Annotated in this window: 17 protein-coding genes; 11 read left to right on the plus strand and 6 right to left on the minus strand. The window is 71.5% G+C overall.

Translation table 11 applies throughout. The features are described from left to right. Positions 1-262: 262 nt before the first annotated feature. The 3 genes from BN6_RS06580 to BN6_RS06590 form a co-directional block, all read right to left on the minus strand. Positions 263-1528, minus strand: coding sequence for an IS4 family transposase (locus BN6_RS06580; RefSeq protein ID WP_015098774.1), 1266 nt, complete (start codon positions 1526-1528; stop codon positions 263-265). A 562-nt stretch (positions 1529-2090) separates the two neighbouring features. Then, positions 2091-2975, minus strand: a complete 885-nt coding sequence (locus tag BN6_RS06585) for a mechanosensitive ion channel family protein (protein WP_015098775.1) — start codon at positions 2973-2975, stop codon at positions 2091-2093. A gap of 29 nt (positions 2976-3004) precedes the next feature. Beyond that, positions 3005-5221 carry a prolyl oligopeptidase family serine peptidase gene (locus BN6_RS06590; protein WP_231905099.1) on the minus strand — a complete coding sequence of 739 codons (2217 nt, stop codon included), beginning with the start codon at positions 5219-5221 and terminating at the stop codon, positions 3005-3007. A 152-nt stretch (positions 5222-5373) separates the two neighbouring features. Here BN6_RS06590 and BN6_RS06595 point away from each other — a divergent pair, with 152 nt between their 5' ends. Beyond that, positions 5374-6039: an HNH endonuclease gene (locus BN6_RS06595; protein WP_015098777.1), complete on the plus strand. Its 666-nt coding sequence runs from the start codon at positions 5374-5376 to the stop codon at positions 6037-6039. Position 6040: 1 nt separating this feature from the next. On the opposite strand, the gene BN6_RS06600 is transcribed toward BN6_RS06595, so the two are convergent. Next, entirely contained in the window at positions 6041-6721 is a 681-nt protein-coding gene (locus tag BN6_RS06600; RefSeq protein ID WP_015098778.1) for a DUF2345 domain-containing protein, read from the minus strand. 264 nt (positions 6722-6985) lie between these two features. Between BN6_RS06600 and BN6_RS06605 the strand changes: the two genes are divergently transcribed. From BN6_RS06605 to BN6_RS06615, 3 genes are read left to right on the plus strand one after another with little or no spacing between them, the layout of a single operon-like run. Next, positions 6986-8188, plus strand: coding sequence for an MFS transporter (locus BN6_RS06605; RefSeq protein WP_015098779.1), 1203 nt, complete (start codon positions 6986-6988; stop codon positions 8186-8188). A gap of 27 nt (positions 8189-8215) precedes the next feature. Continuing rightward, positions 8216-8461 (plus strand): aa3-type cytochrome oxidase subunit CtaJ, encoded by a 246-nt coding sequence (ctaJ, locus tag BN6_RS06610; protein WP_015098780.1) that lies wholly within the window; start codon positions 8216-8218, stop codon positions 8459-8461. Beyond that, the gene (locus BN6_RS06615; protein WP_015098781.1) at positions 8448-8924 is read left to right on the plus strand and encodes a DUF5130 family protein; all 477 of its coding nucleotides are present in this window, start codon (positions 8448-8450) and stop codon (positions 8922-8924) included. Before ctaJ ends, BN6_RS06615 begins: the two co-directional genes overlap by 14 nt. 222 nt (positions 8925-9146) lie before the next feature. On the opposite strand, the gene pepN is transcribed toward BN6_RS06615, so the two are convergent. Continuing rightward, positions 9147-11708, minus strand: coding sequence for an aminopeptidase N (pepN, locus tag BN6_RS06620; RefSeq protein WP_015098782.1), 2562 nt, complete (start codon positions 11706-11708; stop codon positions 9147-9149). 220 nt (positions 11709-11928) lie between these two features. Here pepN and BN6_RS06625 point away from each other — a divergent pair, with 220 nt between their 5' ends. From BN6_RS06625 to BN6_RS06635, 3 genes are all read left to right on the plus strand, one after another. Next, positions 11929-12531 carry a mycothiol-dependent nitroreductase Rv2466c family protein gene (locus tag BN6_RS06625; RefSeq protein WP_015098783.1) on the plus strand — a complete coding sequence of 201 codons (603 nt, stop codon included), beginning with the start codon at positions 11929-11931 and terminating at the stop codon, positions 12529-12531. Between the two features lie 82 nt (positions 12532-12613). Further along, positions 12614-13969: an aldehyde dehydrogenase family protein gene (locus tag BN6_RS06630; RefSeq protein ID WP_015098784.1), complete on the plus strand. Its 1356-nt coding sequence runs from the start codon at positions 12614-12616 to the stop codon at positions 13967-13969. A gap of 338 nt (positions 13970-14307) precedes the next feature. Next, the gene (locus tag BN6_RS06635; protein ID WP_015098785.1) at positions 14308-16704 is read left to right on the plus strand and encodes a LuxR C-terminal-related transcriptional regulator; all 2397 of its coding nucleotides are present in this window, start codon (positions 14308-14310) and stop codon (positions 16702-16704) included. 111 nt (positions 16705-16815) lie between these two features. On the opposite strand, the gene BN6_RS06640 is transcribed toward BN6_RS06635, so the two are convergent. Beyond that, the gene (locus tag BN6_RS06640) at positions 16816-17529 is read right to left on the minus strand and encodes a 2-phosphosulfolactate phosphatase (protein WP_041312160.1); all 714 of its coding nucleotides are present in this window, start codon (positions 17527-17529) and stop codon (positions 16816-16818) included. A 28-nt stretch (positions 17530-17557) separates the two neighbouring features. Between BN6_RS06640 and BN6_RS06645 the strand changes: the two genes are divergently transcribed. The 4 genes from BN6_RS06645 (at position 17558) to BN6_RS06660 (ending at position 20162) form a co-directional block, all read left to right on the plus strand. Next, positions 17558-18025, plus strand: coding sequence for a ribose-5-phosphate isomerase (locus tag BN6_RS06645; protein ID WP_197540242.1), 468 nt, complete (start codon positions 17558-17560; stop codon positions 18023-18025). Beyond that, a complete protein-coding gene (locus BN6_RS06650; RefSeq protein WP_015098788.1) occupies positions 18025-18681 on the plus strand; it encodes a hypothetical protein in 657 nt (218 codons plus the stop codon). Before BN6_RS06645 ends, BN6_RS06650 begins: the two co-directional genes overlap by 1 nt. Further along, positions 18674-19477, plus strand: a complete 804-nt coding sequence (locus tag BN6_RS06655; protein WP_015098789.1) for an Fpg/Nei family DNA glycosylase — start codon at positions 18674-18676, stop codon at positions 19475-19477. Before BN6_RS06650 ends, BN6_RS06655 begins: the two co-directional genes overlap by 8 nt. A 193-nt stretch (positions 19478-19670) precedes the next feature. Continuing rightward, positions 19671-20162 (plus strand): YbaB/EbfC family nucleoid-associated protein, encoded by a 492-nt coding sequence (locus BN6_RS06660; protein WP_015098790.1) that lies wholly within the window; start codon positions 19671-19673, stop codon positions 20160-20162. Position 20163 lies beyond the last annotated feature (1 nt).

Raw genomic sequence — 20163 nt, forward strand, 5'->3', positions numbered from 1 at the left:
TCTGCTGTCGCCATGACCGTATGACACCGTCGTGGTTGTCTCCGACCGGGCCATACGGCAATGCCGTTAAGTTAGGGCGGGTGAGCGGAGCTTGATGGTCGGTGTTCCGTCATGCCTGATGCTGCGGTGTTCAGGTCGTTTGACGCGGTAGGAGTTGTGGCGTCCGCGTTTGACAACGCGAGCGCAGGTACGGTTGCGACGTCTTCGTGTGGGTCTCCAGAGGATTTCCTCGAAGGTGTCGACAAGTGCTCGCCAGCGGTGGTCAGGGGGAAAAATCCGCCTGAGCGGTGACCTGGCGGCGGACGACGCGGAGAGTGCGGATGAAGGACAGTTCGTCGGGGTCGACATCGGCCTCGTCGGCAGCCCGGCTCATCAGACTGCGGATGGCGTAATGAGTGAGCAGGAATGCCCAGATCTCCTGACGGACCATGTCCGGCGATTTCGACCGCAGTATCCGGGCGTTACCGCGTTGATGCGTCTTGATCTCGTTGAAAACGGACTCGATCTCCCACCGCTGGTGATAGCACCAGGCCAGTTCGGCGGCAGTGGCTTCCGATGGTTCCGGAATAGTGGTGGCCAAGCAGATCACTTCGCCGGTACCGTTGCCCTCCCGGTCGGGTACTTCGTATTCCACAACCCGGACCCGGAATCCCTGCTCGGGGCTGACGGTCTTCCCGGCGGCGGCGTCGGCGATCACCTGTCGGCGTCGTCCGGCGCGGACCTGAGGGTTCAGCAGGATCGAGTCGAAGGAGCCGTCGGAAAGCCATTTCAGCACGGGCAGCTCGACCCCGGAGCCGATCCTCCAGAGCAGGTCGGCGCCAGTGTCGAGGAAATCCTCCCAGAGCGAGTAGCTGTAGAAGTTCCGATCGGCGGTGACCAGCATCCCGGCCTCGACCGAGCCGAGCAACGATCGGGACAAGGCTTTCTCGTCACCGCGGTAGCCACTGATCACGGCATCGACGATCGCATGCGACCCGCATTCGGCCAACGCCACCACCAACGCCTGGGGGAACCCACTTGCTTTGTGGTCGTTTCCGCTCTTGCCGAACTCCGCGACATTCTCCGGCGTGTCCTGGAGATCGAGCATGACACCGTCCACGGCCATGACCCGCCGCGACCTCAGCCATGCCCCATGGGCACCCGGCCCGGCGACCGGCACCGCGACCCGCTCGAACAACACGCGCAACGGCTCGGACCCGAGACGCTGCCGTGCCTGCGCCACCGCCGAGGTCGACGGAACATGCCATTCACCGCGCCACGACCCCATCGACTTCAACGAGCCGACGAGTTTCCGCATGACCTCCTCGTAGTCGTCGTCGAAGAACAGGCACATCGCTTGACAGAACCGCACCATCACATGCGCCGGAAGCAGACGCGTCCGCTGCTCGCGTTTCCCGGTCTCGTCCAGGACCTCCTCGATCAAGTCCCGCGAAACCACCTCGGCCAGAACACCGAGCGAAACCCGGTCGACAAGCCGGACATCTTCGCCGACCGCAACCGACGCTTTCTTCTGCCCAGCACGCGCCATGGCTGAATTCTACCGTAAGGACACTAACTTAGCGGCATTGGGCCATACGGGGATGACACGACGCCCACCGCCTTAGTCATCCTTGGCGGCTCGCCCGTCCGGCGAGGACTCTTTTACGCTTTGGCTCTACGCCACTTCCGCCTAGCGCCACTTGCGCTTTTACGCGGCTTCGCTCTCACGCCACTCGCACCATTACGCCGCTTCGCTCTTGGGCCGCTTCCCAGCTCGCACCGCTTCAGGTTTGCGCCTCGTAGGCGTGGCCTCCGGCCCCCGACACCATCATCCCACGCACCACCGACATCCCCCACACCATCGACGTCCCCGCACCGCCGACATCCCACGCCCGAAGCAGAGACTGTCGCTCAAGCCAACGCCTTACGCCGCCATCTCCCGACACGCCGAAACCTTCAACGCACCGCCATCTCCCGACCCGCCGACCCGTCGGCGCGCCGACCCGTCGACGCGCCGACCCGTCGACGCGCCGACCCGTCGACGCGCCGACCCGTCAACGCGCCGACCCGTCAACGCGCCGACCCGCCGACGCGCCGGGCAGGGGCCGCGGTCAGGACTTGAGGGAGATTCCGGCTTCGTCCAGCGCCGGCATCAGCTTCGCGCGCAACGCTCGTTGCACCGCCCATTGCCGTCCGGGCCGGACCTTCACCGTCACCCGCATCGTGATGCCTTCCGGCGTCACCTTTTCCACGCCCAGCACCTGGGCCTTGTCGATGACGTCCTTCTCCAGCGACTCCTCGGCCACCGCCGCTTCCACCGCCGTCTTCAGCACGTCCGCCGCCGATGCCAGGTTCGCCCCGTAAGCCAGGGGCAGGTCGACGACCGCCACGGCGAAGCCCTGCGAGGAGTTGCCGACTCGCAGGATCTCGCCGTTGCGGACGTACCAGACCGTGCCGTTCGTGTCACGGATCGTGGTGATGCGCAGGCCCACCGACTCGACCGTGCCGGTCGCCGGTCCGAGGTCCACGACGTCGCCCACTCCGTACTGGTCCTCCAGCATCATGAACATGCCGGACAGGAAGTCCTTGACCAGGTTCTGCGCGCCGAAACCGACCGCCACGCCGAGGATGCCGGCCGAGGTCAGGATCGGGGCCACGTCCATGCCCAGTTCGGTCAGGATCTGGATGAACGCTATGCCGAACACCACGATCGTGGTGACCGACTTGAGGACCGAGCCGATGGTCTTCGCGCGCTGCTCGCGCCGCTCCGACACCAGGACGCCCAACGCCTGGGGCGCGCGTTCCCGCAGCGGCCGCAGCAGCTTGGGCTTGCGCTCCGCGGACGGGCTCCTGGTCAGCCGATCGATCAGCCGTCGCAGCAGGAACCGGACCACGACGGCCATCAACACCGTCAACGCGATCCGCAACGCGCCTTCGGCGATCTTCGGCCCGTTGACCACCCACCAATCGACTGCCAGCGTCGACTCCACGTCCACCGACCCACTCCTCCTCTACATCCCAGGCACTACTTCTCAAGCTCTGACTTCTCAAGCTCTGACTTCCCAGGCCCCGACTTCCCGGGCTCTGCCTTCCCGAGCTCCGACTTCTCAGGCCCTGCGTCCCCAGCCGTCCGCGACCCTCGGGCGAACTCCAACCCGGTCGCGCCGGCCAGGAAGGTCAACTGGTCCACGGCCAGCCCCGCCGATCGGCTCACCGACCGTCCCGCGTGCCCCACCTCGGTCTCCCGGCGCAACAGCACGGGGTGCTTCGTCGGGTCGCTCGCCGTCGCGTGCTGCAGCGCGGCGCACATCTTGCGGGCGTGGTTCGGATCCACGCGACTGTCCGACTCGAACACCGTGAACAGCACCGAAGGGTACTCAACGTCCGGGCGGACGCGGTGGTACGGGGAGTAGGAGAGCAGCCAGGCGAGCTCTTCGGGCACCGCCGCGCTGCCGTACTCCTCCGCCCACAGCCTCCCGAGCAGGAAGTTCTCGTACCGCACCATGTCCAGCAGTGGCGCCGAGCACACCACGGCCCGGTACAGCTCCGGTTTCTGGGTCAGCGCCGCGCCGACGAGCAGGCCGCCGTTGGACCCGCCCATGATCGACAGCTGCTGGGGCGTGGTCCAGCCGTCCGCGATGAGTCGCTCGGCCGCCGCGTGGAAGTCGTCGAACACGTTCTGCTTGTGCTCGCGCATCCCGGCCCGGTGCCACTGCTCGCCTTCCTCGTCGCCGCCGCGCAGCGACGCGTGCACCCACACCCCGCCCGCTTCGACCCAGGCCAGCGCGGTGGCGCTGTACCCCGGACCGCGGCCGACCGCGAAGCCGCCGTACCCGGTCAGCAGCGCGGGCCGGGGCAGGTCGGGGTGCTGTTCGCCGGACACCACGAACATCCGGACGGTCGTGCCGTCGAGCGAGTCGTAGGCGACCTGCTGGGTCGTCACCGCCGGCAGCACGGCCGAGCCGGGTGCGGCGGCGTGCAGCGCGGTCTCCCTGCGGGACAACGAGAACCGGAACACCGACAACGGCGTCACGAAATCCGAGAACCCGAACCACAGGACGTCCCGGTCCTGGGCCGTCGCGCTGTCCACTGTGGACCACCCGTGCAGCGAGCCGGTCCCGGGCAGCGGGATCTCGCCCAGGTGCTCGCCCGACGACGGGTCGTGCAGGTGCAGTTCGGACACCGCGTGCCGGGTGCGCAGCAGCACCAGCGCGCCGTCCAGCCAGGTCGCCCCGTCCAGCACCGAGTCCGGCTGCTCCGGGACCAGCTCCGCCCACCGCGCGGGCTCGCCGGGATCGGCCGGGTCCGCCACGCACAGCCGGAAGCGCGGCGCGTCCAGGCTGGTCCGCAGGTAGAGACGTCCTTCTTCGACCCACGCCGAGCACTGAGCACCCGCGTCGGACAGGATCACCGGGCGCAGCTCGCCCGATCCGTGCAGGTCCGCGATCCACACCGAGTCACGGCGCACCGTGCCGGGGGCGCCGCTCACGATCAGCCACCGGCCGTCGTCGGTGACCGACAGCCCGTAGTAGTAGGTGTGGTCCAGCCCGTCGCCGTGGACGTTCACGTCCGTCGCCGGATCCGTGCCGACCCGGTGCCGCCACACGCGGCGGTGGAACTGGCGCTCGTCCTCGGGCACCAGTTTAGGGTCGACGCGCCGCACGTAGAAGAACTCCTCGCCGCCCGGCAGCCAGCCGACGGGGGAGTACCGGCACCGGTCGATCGGGCCTTCGACCAGTTCGCCGGTCGCGACGTCGAGCACGTGCAGCAGGGAGTGCTCGTCACCGCCCACCGACACCTGGTAGGCCAGCCGGTCGCCTTCCACGGACGGTGACCACCGGTCCAGTGTGGTCCGCCCGGACGGGTCGAGTTCGGTCACGTCGAGCAGCACCCGCTCGGTGCCGTCCTCGAGCACGTAGAGCACGGGGAAGTCCTGCTCGGGTCCGCGCCGGGTGTAGAAGGCGCGGCCGGCGCGCCACACCGGCGTGCCCACCGATCCGGTGCGCATCAGCTCGGTCAGCCGTTCACCGAGCGCGCCACGCCCGGGGAGCGCGTCGAGCCAGGAGCGGGCCAGCGCGTCCTGGCGGCCCGACCACTCGGTGGTGCGCGGGTCGGCCGGGTCCTCCAGCCAGCGGTACGGGTCGGGCACCGGGTGTCCGTGCAGGTCGTCGACCAGGTCGAGGCGTTCCGCCGCCGGGTAGGTGATCGTCGCAGGCAGGGCTGCGGGAGAGGGGTCCGTCACCCCGCCGAGAGTAGCGCGCGAAGTGAAAACCATGTCCGATAGGGCTTGGTTCACCGAAGTTTTGACCCCGGGTCCATGACGCGTCACATATCACGCGTGATTTTTGGGGGTGATCTGTGGTCTGCTATGCCTGAACCGGTGGAGGTGGTCGCGTGCCAGACCGACAACCCACCCCGATCGGCGCCCTGGTGAGCACCGGGATCGCGTCGTCGGCACCGTCCGGCCAAAAACAGCCTGTTGTGCACACCGTGCACGCTGTGGTCGACGGGGAGGGGGCCGGTCAGGCGCCCGTGGTGTTGCCCTGGGGAAGACGGAAAGTCCTGCTGCTGAACGCCACGTTCGAGCCGTTGACCGCGCTGCCCCTGAGACGCGCGGTGGTCCTGGTGGTGTGCGGCAAGGCGGAGGTGGTGCACGGCGACCCGGCGGGTGCCGTCGTCCACTCGTCGACGGCCGAGGTAGTGGTGCCGTCGGTGATCAGGTTGAGCAGTTACGTGCGGGTTCCGTACCGGGGCCGGGTGCCCCTGACCCGCGCCGGTCTCATGCACCGGGACCGGTATCGGTGCGCGTACTGCGGCGGACGCGCCGAAACGATCGACCACGTGGTGCCGCGCTCCCGAGGCGGGCCCCACTCCTGGCAGAACTGCGTGGCCTGCTGCGCGAGGTGCAACCACCGCAAGGCCGACAAACTGCTGTCCGAACTGGGCTGGCGTCTCCGGGTCGTGCCGAACGCGCCCCGCGGGCCGCACTGGCGGCTGCTGGCGGGCGTGACCGAGGCCGACCCGCTGTGGCTGCCCTACCTGGGCGAACCGGCGGCGTAACTCACCCCGCCAAGGCGAACTCGTCCTGCGCGGTGATCCGCACGCTGTCGCGCGCCGTGATCCGCACGCTGTCCCGCGCGGTGATGCGCACGCTGTCCCGCGCCGTGATCCGCACCGAGTCCCGAGCGGTGATCCGCACCGAGTCCCGAGCGGTGATCCGCACGGAGTCCCGGGCCGTGATCCGCACGCTGTCGCGAGCCGTGATGCGCACGCTGTCCCGAGCGGTGATCCGAACCGAGTCCCGGGCCGTGATGCGGACCGAGTCCCGTGCCGTGATGCGCACGCTGTCCCGCGCGGTGATGCGTACGCTGTCGCGAGCCGTGATGCGCACGGAGTCCCGTGCCGTGATCCGAACCGACCCGAGCCCGGTGATCCGGACCGAGCCCAGCGACGTGATCCGAACCGAGTCACGCGCGGTGATCCGGACCGAGTCCGAAGCGGTGATGCGGACGGAGTCGCGGGCCGTGATGCGGACCGAATCGCGCAGCGCGGTGATCCGCACGGAGTCACGTCCACTGATCCGAACAGGGTCAAGAGCGGTGATGCGAACGGACGCACGCGCAGTGATGCGCACCGAGTTGGAGGTCACGTCCGGGCGCTGAACAGGCGTAACTGACTCGTCCATCCGGGTGTACGACGAACGAGTGAGGGTGGGGGCCTGGTTGCGGTTCACGGTGTACATGTCGTGTCCTCCGAGACTCATCGGGCGGGAATTAGTATCCGGAAAGGGATGCGCAAGACCCGTACAGGTGAAAAGCTAGAAGCCGAGTGGGCCCAGGACAAGACGCCAAACCGGCCGCCATTCGCCTCCTTACGGGGGAAGGCCGAACGGGTGTACTCACTGCGACAGTAGAACCGTTCGGTTACTGCTTTCGGCAACTATGGACACCGTGCGTAACGTGAGGTCTGGTCGAGAGTCGTCCGGATCACAGACGGGGCGTCGCACGTGGGCAGATCGATCGGCGTCAAGGGTGTCCGCTCCTCGGAATTCCGCCTGCTGACAGGTGCCTGGATCACGTCGTTGGTGGGCGACGGCGTGCGCACCGTGGCCCTCCCGCTGTACACGGCGGTGAGCACCAGGAGCCCGCTCGCCGCGTCCGCCGTGGCCGTCGCCGTGGTCCTCCCCTGGCTGGTGGTAGCGCTCCCAGCAGGGGTTCTGGTGGACCGCTGGAAGCCCCGTCTCGTGGTCGGTGTCGCACACACGTTCAGGGCGGTCGTCACCGGCTTGCTCGCCTACGCCGTGTTCACGGACAGCGCGACCGTCGCCGTGCTGTGCGCCGCCGGTTTCCTGCTCACCAGTGCCGAGACCTTCGCCGACTCCGCGTCCCAGGTGCTGCTCGTGGAGCTGGCCGGACCCGACGACCTGGAGGAGGCCAACGGCCGGTTCGTCACCGCCGAGACCATCGGGATGGACCTCGCCGGGCCGCTCGCGGCGAGCCTGCTGTTCTGGTGGCACCCCGCCGCCTGCTTCGCGCTCGACGCCCTGACGTTCGTGGTCGCCGCCGCTTTCGTGGTTCGACTGCCCGAGGTGGAGCGCCACGAGCACCCGTCACCCGGCACTTTGCGGTCTCAACTGGTCGAAGGGGCAAGCACGCTGTTCCGGGTGCGCGGTCTGCGGGTGCTCGTGCTCGCGGTCGCCGTCACGGCGGTGTGCGCGGCGGGCGTGAACGCCATGCTCGCGCTCTACTCGATCAACGTCCTCGGCCTGCCCGAGCAGTTCGTGCCGTGGCTGGTCGTGGTGATGGCGCTGGGCGCGCTGGTCGGCGCGCGGCTGAGCCCGCGCCTGGCACCGCGCCTGGGTGCCGCGCCGGTGATGGTGGGCGCGCTGGCGCTGCTGGGCGTGGCGTTCGCGGTGTTCGGCGCGGTGCCGCTGCTGCCGGTCGCGATCGGCGCGGTCTTCTTCTTCGGACTCGCGTCGGCCGGCTGGAACGTGCTGTCCGCGACCCGGCGGCAACGCCTGACGCCCAAACCGTTGATGGGCCGGGTGACGAGCGCGTACCGCGTGCTGGCGTGGGGCCTGTCCCCGATCGGGGCGGGGCTGGCCGGTCCGCTGGCCGCCGGGACGTCGCTCGGAACGGTGTACCTGGTGGCGGGCGGCGTGGTCGTGCTGACCGCCGTGGCGCTCGCACGCCCCCTCGCCCGGACGTGACGGGGTCGATCGGTTACCGTAACCGCCGTGACCATCGTGGAGACCGTGCTCGTCTTCGCGCTGATCCCGCTGGCCATCTACGGCGTGATCACGCTACTGACGCTGAGGCCGAAGGCCACCCGCATCGTGCGGTACCGCCCAGGCCAGGAGTGGGGCTACGCCCCGGTGTGGTGGAGCGCCAACCCCGGCGGCCTGCCCGCCACCCACCACCACACCGAGACCGCGCCGGTCTCGGGCACGACCGCCCGGGGAGGCGCACGTGGCAACTGGTGAGATCGCCGAGGTCGACCCGGCCACGCTGGACGTCGGCGCGGTGGTGACCAACAGCGGCCGCGTGTCGGCCGCGAAGATGTACGAGCCGCACCCGCCGGCGCTGCCGTTCACCCCGGTGCAACTGGCCGCGCTGGACGAGGCGATCACCCTCGCGAGCCGCACCACCGGCCTGGACTTCAGCGTGTACCTGGGCGAACTCGGCTCCGACACGCGCGCCAAGGCCGAGCAGCTGCACGCCGCCACCGAGCGCCCGTCGCACGCGGTGCTGCTGGCCGTGTCGCCGGGTGAGCGCGTGGTCGAGGTGGTGACCGGCGAGGAGTCCCACCGCCGGCTCGCCGACCGCGGCGCGAAGCTCGCCGTGATGAGCATGGTCGCGTCCTTCAAGGAGGGCGACCTGGCCGGCGGCCTGGTGAGCGGCCTGCGCATGCTCACCGACCAGGCCGGGCACGCTCCGCGCTCCTGACACCGTCCACGAAGGCCGCGTCCCCCGAACCCGGGCGACGCGGCCTTCGCCATTCCCCGACACCCCAACCTCCGCGCCTGAACCCCAGCGCTCGCAGCGCCGAACCCGAAGCGCAAAGCGCCCGAAACCCGAAGCCTCAGGGCTCGGCGACCCCCGCACACGACGAAGGCCGCGCCCCACGAAGGGGACGCGGCCTCCGAGCACCGTCCGATCAGGACCGGTTCAGGACCGGTCGAACTCCTGGGCCGCCAGTGCGCGCACGATGCCCGCCCGGCCCTCCGACACCAGCCGCCGCAGCGCCGGCGGACGGTCCTCCGCCAGCCACGCGTCCGCCGCAGTCACGGTGTCCTGCGCGATCGACCACGACGGGAACAGCCCCACCACCACGGACTGCGCCCGCTCGCTGGACCGCCGGTCCCACACGTCCGCCACGTCCGCGAAGTAGCGCGCCACGAACGGCTGGAGCAGCGCCTTCTGGCCCGGGTGCTGGATGCCGCCGATGACCGCCTCGCTGACCGCGTTCGGCAGCTCGTCGTCGTTCACCGCCCGGTCCCACGCCTCGGTCTTGGCCTCCACGGTCGGCCGCAGCGCCCGCGCCGACTCGGCCCGGCGCCGCCCGGTCGCCGTCGGGTCGCGGCGCTCTTCGGCGTCGATCTCCTCCAACGTCGCCGCGCCGTGCGCGACCAGCGCCTGCAACAGCCGCCAGCGCAGGTCGGTGTCCACGCCCAGGCCCGGCAGCACGTCCGTGCCCTCGTACCAGCCCCGCACCACGGCCACGCCCTCGGCGTCGAGCACCGAGCCCGCGAGCGCGTTGACGAACGCCAGCTGGTGGTCGGAGCCCGGCTCGGCGGCCCGCGCCAGTTCCAGGGTCTTGGCGACGAACCGCCGCCAGCCTTCGTCGCGCCAGGTCACGTCCGCGTAGGAGGAGAGCGCGGTCTGCGCCTGGAGCAGGAGTCGCTGGACCACACCGACCTCGGTTTCGGCGTGCAGTCCGCCGAGGACCAGGTTGACGAAGTCGCGTGCCTTCAGCTCGGCCTCGCGGGTCATCTCCCACGCGGCGGACCAGCACAGGGTGCGGGGCAGCGGTTCGGCGATGTCGGCGATGTGGTCGACCAGGGAGGCGAGCGAGTGCTCGTCGAGGCGCATGGTGCAGTAGGTGAGGTCGTCGTCGTTGACCAGGACCAGTTTGCCGCGTGGCACGCCGATCAGGTCGGGGACCTCGGTGCGTTCGCCGTCGACGTCGAGTTCGACGCGGTGGGTGCGGACGAGCTTGCCGTCCGGGCCGGAGTCGTAGACGCCGATGGCCAGCCGGTGGGTGCGGAGTTCGCCGGCACCGGGTCGTGCGCCGCCCTGGAGGACGGCGAAGTCGGTGAACCTGCCCTCGGCGTCGACGGTGTACTTGGGGCGCAACAGGTTCAGGCCGGTGGTCTCCAGCCACTGGGCGCTCCACCAGGACAGGTCGCGGCCGGAGGCTTCTTCCAGTGCGCCGAGCAGGTCGGCCAGGGTGGCGTTGCCCCAGGCGTGCTTGGCGAAGTAGACGCGCAGGCCGGCCAGGAAGTTGTCGAGGCCGACGTAGGAGACCAGCTGCTTGAGGACCGAGGCGCCCTTGGCGTAGGTGATGCCGTCGAAGTTGACCTCGACGGCCTGGAGGTCCGGGATGTCGGAGGCGACCGGGTGGGTGGAGGGCAGCTGGTCCTGCCGGTAGGCCCAGGCCTTCTCGATCTTGGCGAACGTGGTCCACGCCTGCCGGTACTCGGTGGCCTCGGCCTGCGCGAGCACCGACGCCCAGGTGGCGAACGACTCGTTGAGCCACAGGTCGTCCCACCAGCGCATGGTGACCAGGTCGCCGAACCACATGTGCGCCATCTCGTGCAGCACGGTCTCCGCGCGCCGCTCGTACAGGTAGCGGGTGACCCGGCTGCGGAAGACGTAGTCCTCCAGGAACGTGACGCAGCCCGCGTTCTCCATCGCGCCCGCGTTGAACTCCGGCACGAAGCACTGGTCGTACTTGCCGAACGGGTACTTCACGCCGAACGCCTTGTGGAAGAACCCGAAGCCCTGCTTGGTCTCGGTGAACAGCCGCTCGTGGTCCATGTGCGGGGCCAGCGACGCGCGGCAGTAGATGCCCAGCGGGATCGTGGTCCCGCCGTCGGTGAACTCGTCGCGCCACTCCGCGTACGGGCCGGCCACCAGCGCCACCAGGTAGGTGGACATCGGCTTGGTGCGGGCGAAGGTGTGCTTGTCCGCACCACCCTCAGCGTCCACAGTGGACTCGATCGTGGCGTTGGAGATGACCTTCCAGTCCGCCGGCGCGGTCACCGTCAGGTCGTAGACCGACTTGAGGTCGGGCTGGTCGAAGCAGGCGAACATGCGCTTGGCGTCGGCCGTCTCGAACTGCGAGTACAGGTACACGCCGCCGTCGACCGGGTCGACGAACCGGTGCAGGCCCTCGCCGGTGTTCATGTACCGGCAGTCGGCCTCGACCGTGAGCTCGTTGACCTCGGCCAGGCCGGTCAGCGGCAGGCCGTCGTCCTCGCGGTAGCCGGAGACGTCGAGTTCGACCCCGTTGAGCACCGCGCGGTGCACGGTGGCGGCCACGATGTCGACCCACGAGGACGCGCCGGGCGTCCGGCTGCGGAAGGCCACCGTGGTGGTGGACCGGAACGTGTCCGTGCCGGGCTTGCCGCCGCCGTCGGTGAGGTCCAGCTCGATCTGGTAGGAGTCGACTTCCAGCAGCACAGCCCGCTGCTGCGCCTGGTCGCGGGTCAGGTTGGGTGCCGCCACTGGTCACCTCGTCTGCCGGCGCCCTCGTGGTCTCGGCGCCGACCTCGTCGGAACGGGGAAGGTGTCGTGTCGGTGAACACGACAGTCGCATCCAATCACGTGAGACGGCGTTAGGTGGACTCCGTCCGAGGGAAGAGTCCGGGAGGCCGGGTGGTTGGCATGGGTGGACACCGCAGCGGCGGAGCGCCCGACACCGCCTGAGCACGAGGAGCACCGCACCATGACCACCAAGGTCGACTTCTACTTCGACCCGGCCTGCCCGTACGCCTGGATCACCTCGCGGTGGATCCTGGAGGTCGAGAAGCAGCGCGACCTCGACCTGCACTTCCGGGTGATGAGCCTCTCCGTGCTCAACGAGGGCCAGGACGTGGACGCGGGCTACCGCAACCTGCTCGACCGCGCCTGGGGTCCGGTCCGGGTGGCCATCGCCGCGGCGCGCCACCACGGCGAGGAGGTGCTCCGCGACCTGTACACGGCGCTGGGCACGCGCATCCACAACGAGCGCATCAAGGACTACGACGAGGTCGTCAAGCTGGCGCTCGCGGACGTCGGGCTGCCCGCGTCGCTGGCCGAGGCGGCGCACTCGACCGAGTACGACGAGGAGTTGCGGGCCAGCCACCACCGCGGCATGGACCCGGTCGGGCAGGAGGTCGGCACGCCCACCATCCACATCGACGGCGTGGCGTTCTTCGGTCCGGTGCTGACCAGGATCCCGCGCGGTGAAGACGCGGTGAAGGTGTTCGACGGTGCGGTGGCGCTGGCGTCGTTCCCGTACTTCTTCGAGCTCAAGCGCACCCGGACGAGCGAGCCCGACTTCTCCTGAGCCCGACTTCTCGTGCAGCCCGGTTTGTGACACTCTGAGGCAGAAAGTGCCCCAGAGTGTCACAACATCCGGGAGTCAGGTCATGATCGAGATCGTCAACCCGACCACCGAAGAGGTCGTCGGCACGGTCCGCGCGGGCACGCCCGGCGACGTGGACGCCGCCGTCACCAGGGCCGCCGCCGCGTTCCCGACCTGGGCCGCCACCCCCGTCGACGAGCGCGCGGCCACCGCGCGGCGGATCGCCGAGGGCCTCGCCGCGCGGGCGGACGAGCTGGCCTCGACCATGACCACCGAGATGGGCACGCCCCGCACGTTCGCGACGAAGGTGCAGGTCCCGAACCCGGTCGGGATCGCGCACGGGATCGCCGACGCGCTGGAGGCCGGCTACTTCGCCGACACCGAGATCGGCAACTCGCTGATCCTGCGCGAGCCGGTCGGCGTGGTCGGCGCGATCACGCCGTGGAACTTCCCGCTCCAGCAGATGGTCGCCAAGGTCGTGCCCGCGCTCGCCGCCGGCAACACCGTCGTGCTCAAGCCCAGCGAGCTGGCCCCGCTCACCGCCGACCTGCTGGCCGAGGTGCTCACCGCGGCCGGCGTGCCGCACGGCGTGTTCGAGCTGGTGCACGGCACCGGGCCGGTGGTCGGCGAGGCGCTCGCCGGGCACCCGATGGTGGACGCGGTGTCGTTCACCGGGTCGACCCGCGCCGGCCGCCGGGTCTCGGAGCTGGCCGCCGCGACGGTCAAGCGGGTCGCGCTGGAACTGGGCGGCAAGTCCGCCAACGTGGTGCTCGACGACGCCGACCTGGCCCGCGCGGTGAAGATCGGCGTCGCCAACGCGTTCATGAACAACGGCCAGGCGTGCAGCGCGTGGACCCGCCTGCTGGTGCCCGCCGACCGGCACGACGAGGCGCTGGAAATCGCGGTCGCCGCCGCCGCCAAGTACGTGCCGGGCGACCCGGCCCTGCCCACCACGCGGATCGGCCCGGCGGTGTCCGCCGCGCAGCGCGACCGGGTCGTCGGCTACATCCGGCGCGGCGTCGAGGAAGGCGCGGTGCTCGCCCTCGGCGGCCCGGACTCGCCCACCGAGCGGGGTTTCCACGTCGCGCCGACCGTGTTCGGCAACGTCCGGCCGGACATGGCGATCGCCCAGGAGGAGATCTTCGGCCCGGTGCTGTCCGTGCTGCCCTGCGCCGACGAGGACGACGCCGTCCGGATCGCCAACTCCACCATCTACGGGTTGGGCGGCGCGGTGTTCTCCGCCGACCCGGAGCGCGCGCTGGCCGTGGCCAAGCGCCTGCGCACCGGCCAGGTGGACATCAACGGCGCGGCGTTCAACACCGCGGCCCCGTTCGGCGGCTACCGGCAGTCGGGCAACGGCCGCGAGTTCGGCCGGTTCGGGCTCGACGAGTTCACCGAGGTGAAGTCCGTCCAGCGGTAGCGGGTCGATCGGGGTCCCAGGGCTGGGACGGCCCGGGACCCCGATCACAACCCCCCTTGACGTCGGCGCGCACCGGGCACGCCGGCGGGCTGCGCGTTCACGGTCGGCTGAATTCACCCCGCGAAGGACCACCGCGTCCCGCCCACCAGGCGCTGCTGGGGAGAACAGCCCCGCCACGCGCACGACGCCGTCCCGATCTCCGGGACGGGTACGAGCCTGCCGGATCCGCGTCGCTTGGCATACCGGTGAACTCCGCACATCCGCGACCGGGGGTCGGCCCGGCCCCCTAAGCTTCGGCGGGCACCTCCAGGGAGGCGCGAAGGGGCCAGAGGGGGGCGATGACGACCGGACGCGCCCGCGCGGCACTGCCCGCGCCGGTGATCGAACTCGTCGGCCGGGAGGCGCTGGCCGCGGCGACCGCGGACCGGCTGCTGGCCGGCCACCGGATGGTGACGCTGGCCGGGCCGGGCGGCGTGGGCAAGACCGTGCTGGCGCTGGAGGTGGCCCGGCGCTGCCGCGACCGGCGGGCGGGCACCGTGGCCGTCGCGCACCTGGGCGACACCACCCGGCCCGACGAGCTGCACCGCGAGGTGGTGCGCGCGGTCGGCGTGAACGACCAGTCCTGCGCCGACCCGGTGGACGTGCTGGTGGACTTCCTGCGGGGCCGGGAACTGCTGCTCGTGCTGGACAACTGCGAGCAGATCCTGGACGCCGTCGGCGACCTGTGCTCGGTGCTGCTGGAGGAGGCGCCCGGGGTGCGGGTGCTGGCCACCAGCCGGCAGCACCTGGGCATCGCGGGCGAGCACACCGCGCTGGTGCCGCCGCTGTCGGTGCACGCCGACGACGCGGCCAGGTCCGACGCGATGTGCCTGCTGCTGCGCCGCGCCGAGGCGGCCGGCCGGCGGATCACCGCCGACGACGACTGGGGCGCGCTGGCCGAACTCGTCGCCTGGTCCAGCGGGCTGCCGCTGGTGCTGGAGCTGGTCGCGGTGCGGCTGGGCGGCGGCATGTCGCCCCGGCAGATCCTGGACCGGCTCGACGGCGGCCGGCTGCTGGCCACCCGCACCCGCCGGGTCCGGCCGCACCACCGCACCCTGGAGCAGACCCTGGACTGGTCCTACGGCCTGTGCTCGGCCGGGCAGCGCCGGCTGCTGGCCCGGATCTCGGTGTTCGCGGGCGGCTTCACCCTCGACACGGTCGAGAAGGTGTGCTCCGGCAACGGGATCGGTGAGCACGAGGTGCTCGACCTGCTGGCCGACCTGGTCGCCCAGTCGCTGGTGCAGGCCGGTCCCGACGGGCGTTACCACCAGCTCCAGCCGGTCCGCGAGTACGGCCAGCGCCGGCTGCGCGCGGCGGGCGAGGAGCAGGGCCTGCGGGACGCGCACAGCGCGTTCTTCCGCGACCTGGCGGGCGAACTGGCCACCACCTGGTACTCCCCGGACGAGGTGGCGCTGCTCCAGCGCGGCTACGACGAGATGCCGAACTTCCGGGCGGCGCTGCACCACTGCGCCACCACGCCCGGCCTGGCCGGGCTCGGCCTGGCCCTGCTGCACGACCTGGCCCGGCTGCGGGTGCAGTTCTTCTTCGCCATGCTCGGCGAGTTCCGGGGCTGGTTCCGCACCCTGCTCGACCTCACCCCGGTGGAGCCGACCCCGGAGCGGATCGGCGCGACCGTGCAGCTCGGCTGGACCATGCTGTGCCAGGGCTCGCAGCACGACGCCGGTGTGGTCCTGGCACAGCTGCGCGAGCTGGTCGGCGACCGGGACGACGTCGCGCCGGCCGTGCTGCTGGAGGGCGCCTACGCGATGCTCGTCGAGGGCGACCCGAGGTGCATCGGGCTGCTGCGCCGCGCGGTGGACCTGTTCGCGGTGATGGGCCCGGAGTACCGGGGCGACCGCGGCAACTTCAAGCTGATCTGGGCGCTGGCCGCCGGGTTCTACGGCGACGAGGCGACCGGGGTGGCCGCGGCCGAGGACTACCTGGCCGACGCGCGGGCCGCGGGCGGCGAGTGGGCGATCAGCTGGGCGTTGTGGGCGCGCGGCCTGGCTCCGCTGCGGCACGGCTCGCCGGCAGAGGCGGTGTCGTGGTTCCGGGCCGGTCTGGAGATCCAGGTCGGGCTGCGCGAGCAGTGGGGCAGCACCTGGTCGGCCGAGGCGATCGGGTGGGCGCTGGCGGGTGTCGCGGAGCACGACGGGGCGTCGTCCGACCTGCTGGAGACCGCGGCGGAACTGCTCGGCGCGGCGGTGCTGATGCGGGCCGCGACCGGGGTGGCGATCACCGGGCTGGTGCCGTTCCGGCGGGAGCGGGAGAAGGCGCACGCCACCGTCGTGGCCCGGTTGGGCTCGGCCCGCTACCAGGCCGCCTACGACCGCGGCCAGGCGCTGGCCGGCCGCGACGACGTGTACGCGCTGGCGTTGCGGCCCGAGGTGCGCCGGACACCGCCGGCGGACGTGACGCTGGCCGACCTGTCCCCGCGCCAGCGCGAGGTCGCCGTCCTGGTCTCCCAGGGGCACCCGAACCACGAGATCGCCCGACGGCTGCACCTGTCGGTGTCGACCGTGGAGAACCACCTGACGGCCATCTTCGCCAAGGTCTCGGTCACCAACCGGGTCGAACTCGGCACGTGGGTCGGCGCCCAGAACGGCTTGCCCCGCAACGGCTTACCCTCGCCCGGCCTACCCCAGCACGACTCACCCCGCCACGGTCCGACACCGAACGGCCCGGCACCTCGATGAGCGCGGACTGCTCGCCCGACGACTCCGACCGACCCGCCGCCCACAGCCCCGCCGCCCACAGCCCCGCCGACCACGCCGCCGCCGGCACGTCGTCCACGGCCGGTCCGGCGATCACGCCCGCAGCACCCCGTCCACCAGGCGCGGCACGGCGGTGCTCACGTTCACCTGGGAGGCCAGGGCCACGTCCGCGCCGTGCCCGCTCGCGATCAGCTCCCGCCCGGACACGCACCCGGCCAGCACGTCCTCCACCGGCGACCGGGCGAACACCTCCGCCGCCACGGCCGCCTCGACCGACGCCGCCCCGTACCCGAGCAGCGACGCCAGCACCGCGCCCGCGCCGAGCAGGTCCTCCACCGAGGGGCGCAGCGGGCCCCGGTGCGCGTCGGCGGGGCTGTTGATGTGCACGCCCCACCGCTCGCCGGCCGCGATCACGCCGATCGGCCCGCCCCGGGCCAGGTCACGGGCCGCCGTGGCGACCGCGCGGGCGTTGCGCAGGCACCCGGCCAGCACCAGCGACTCGGTGGCCGCCGCCAGGTCGCACAGGGTCGCCCCGTTGGGTGAGGGCAGCTCCAGTTCGGTGCCCGCCGGGAGTTCGACCAGCGACGACGGCCGCAGCGTCCACGACGGGTCGGCGGGCCGGGCCGCGTGCGCCCGGTCGGTCCAGCGCACCGGCCGCACCGAGCCGCCCCGCCCGACGATGATGTCGGCCGCCGTGCTGAACGACAGCACGTCCACGACCACCAGCACGGCGCACAGCCCGCCGAGCGCCGCGACGCCTTCGTCGCCCCATTCCACCCGCAGCTGGTATCCCTCTTGACCGAACACCCGAGCAAGGATGGCAGACTCACCGGACGTGCGCGTTTACCTGGGATCCGACCATGCGGGCTTCGAGCTGAAGGCCCACCTCGCGAAGCACCTGTCCGAAGCCGGCCACGACGTGGTCGACGTCGGCCCGGCGGTGTACGACGCGGAGGACGACTACCCCCCGTTCTGCATCGAGGCGGCCCGCCGGGTGGTGGCCGACGAGGGCAGCCTCGGCGTCGTGATCGGCGGCTCCGGCAACGGCGAGCAGATCGCCGCCAACAAGGTGCCCGGCGCGCGGGCCGCGCTGGCCTACAGCGTGGAGACCGCGCGGCTCGCGCGGGAGCACAACGACGCGCAGCTGATCGGCGTCGGCGCGCGGATGCACTCGGCGCAGGAGGCGACCGCGATCGTCGAGGCGTTCCTGGCCACCCCGTTCTCCGACCAGCCCCGGCACGCCCGTCGGATCGCGGTCCTGAGCGACTACGAGCGCACCGGAGAGGCCCCGGAACTGCCCTGATGATCCGGGAACTGCTGTTCGAGGACCTGGACGGGACGTTCGCGCCCGATCCGGAGACGGTCATCGACGCCGCCGCGGCGGACCCCCGCTACCTGGACCGGGTGCCGGGGCTGCTGGCCCTGCTCGCCGCGCCCGGGACCGAGCGCTACCACCGCTTCCTGGCGGTGCAGGCGCTCGCGTCCTGGGGCTGCGGCGCGGTCTACCCGGTGGTGGCGGCCACCGCCGAGGCCGGCCGCCGCTCGCCGTGGCTGGGCGTGGTGCGCGACCTGACCGGCCGGGACCGGACGTTCCCGGAGCTGGCCGGCGCGGTCGCCGAAGGCCGTCGGCACACGGCGGGCACCGACGCGGAGCCCGCCCGGATCGCCGCGCTGGCCGCCCTCGTGGGGCTGGGCGACGAGCTGTTCTTCGACTGGCAGCTGGCCTACGCGGCCGACGAGCCGGCAGCGGCGGACGCGGTGGCCGAGGTCGTGGCGCGCGGCGTGGACCGGACCGACGAAGCCGACTTCGACCGCGTGCTCCAGCTCGCCGGCCTGTGCGCGGTGCTCGGCCGGCACGACCGGGCGCGCGCCGTGCCGCTCGCGGAGCGCCTGCTGCGCAAGGACACCCGGCTCAGCGTGCGGGTCCACCTGCGTCCGGTGGTGGCGATCGGTGCCTGAGGGCCACACCCTGCACCGGCTCGCCCGGCTGCACCGCCGCCGGTACGTGGGCGCGCCCGTCGCGGTCACCAGCCCGCAGGGCCGGTTCCACGCGTCCACTGTGGACGGACGAGTGCTGCTCCGCGCGGAGGCGCACGGCAAGCACCTGTTCCACGTCTACGGACCGGACGCCACCGTGCACGTCCACCTGGGCCTGTACGGCACGTTCAGCGAGTACCCGCACCCGGTCGTCGAGCCGGTCGGCCAGGTCCGGATGCGCCTGGTCGGTCCGACGCACTGGACGGACCTGCGCGGACCCACCCGGTGCGAGGTGCTGACCGACGTCGAGGTGGCCGCGCTGCGCGCCCGGCTCGGCCCGGACCCGCTGCGCCGCGACGCGCGTCCCGACCTCGCGTTCGCCCGCATCGCCAAGTCCCGCAAGTCGATCGGCGTGCTGCTGATGGACCAGGACGTCATCGCGGGCGTCGGCAACGTCTACCGCGCCGAGGTCCTGTTCCGCCACGGCCTGCACCCGCTGACGCCGGGCAACAAGGTCGACCGCGCGCTGTGGGACCTGATGTGGGCGGACCTGGTGGTGCTGATGCGCCACGGCGTGAAGGTCGGCCGGATCGACACCGTGCGCCCCGAGCACCTGCCCGCCGCCACCGGCCGCGCCCCGCGCGAGGACCGGCACGGCGGCGAGGTCTACGTCTACCGGCGCACCGGGATGCCGTGCCTGGTCTGCGGCACGCCCGTGGCGATGGCCGACCTGGCCGCCCGCAACCTGTACTGGTGCCCTGGCTGCCAACCGGAGTAGCGCCTTCCCCCTGAACCGCGACCTCTGCATCGCGACCTCTGCATCGCGACCCCTGAACCACAGCCACTGGATCGCGACATCGTGACCCGGCGCGGCCGTACCCGGTACGCCGGGAACCGCTCGCCGCTCGCGCCGTCGAAGCTAACGGAAACAGGTCCGCGAACGATCAGCCGGCAGGAGAAGGGGGCGTGGGGTGACCGATCCCGTGTTCGGCGGCGACGAAGTCCGCACGGAGCAGGAAATCGCCCGGTGGGTGGCGGGTGTCGCGGCGAAAGCCGAGAAGTACCAGGAGATGAGCCGGCAGGTCGCCGAGGTGGCGGTCGCCGAGGTGTCCAAGGACGGCCTCGTGCGGCTCAGCGTCGGGGCGTCCGGCGCGTTGCAGAACATCGAGATCTCCGACAAGGCGCGCGAGGTGTCCGGCGCGACCCTCGCCGCGTCGATCATGACGACCATGCGCCGGGCGCAGTCCCGGATCGCGGGCCGGGTGTCCGAGATCGTGACCGCGGTCGGCGTGGAGGAACCGGGAACCGCCGACGCGCTGGTCTCGTCCTACCGGCAGCGTTTCCCCGAGCCTTCGTCCGACACCCCTCCGTGGGCGGACCAGGTGCGGCCGACCACGCCGCCGCCCGCCCGGCGGCCCGTCCAGGACGACGAGGACTGGGACGGTCCTTCCGTCACCGAGTAGG

Origin of the sequence: Saccharothrix espanaensis DSM 44229, from assembly GCF_000328705.1 — a bacterium.
GTDB classification, from domain to species: Bacteria; Actinomycetota; Actinomycetes; order Mycobacteriales; family Pseudonocardiaceae; genus Actinosynnema; species Actinosynnema espanaense.

Coding starts and splice junctions, on each gene's coding strand:
- BN6_RS06650 (WP_015098788.1), top strand. CDS start 18,025: ATGATCCGGGAACTGCTGTTCGAGGACCTGGACGGGACGTTCGCGCCC.
- BN6_RS06600 (WP_015098778.1), bottom strand. CDS start 6,721: ATGTACACCGTGAACCGCAACCAGGCCCCCACCCTCACTCGTTCGTCG.
- BN6_RS06635 (WP_015098785.1), top strand. CDS start 14,308: ATGACGACCGGACGCGCCCGCGCGGCACTGCCCGCGCCGGTGATCGAA.
- BN6_RS06625 (WP_015098783.1), top strand. CDS start 11,929: ATGACCACCAAGGTCGACTTCTACTTCGACCCGGCCTGCCCGTACGCC.
- BN6_RS06580 (WP_015098774.1), bottom strand. CDS start 1,528: ATGGCGCGTGCTGGGCAGAAGAAAGCGTCGGTTGCGGTCGGCGAAGAT.
- BN6_RS06630 (WP_015098784.1), top strand. CDS start 12,614: ATGATCGAGATCGTCAACCCGACCACCGAAGAGGTCGTCGGCACGGTC.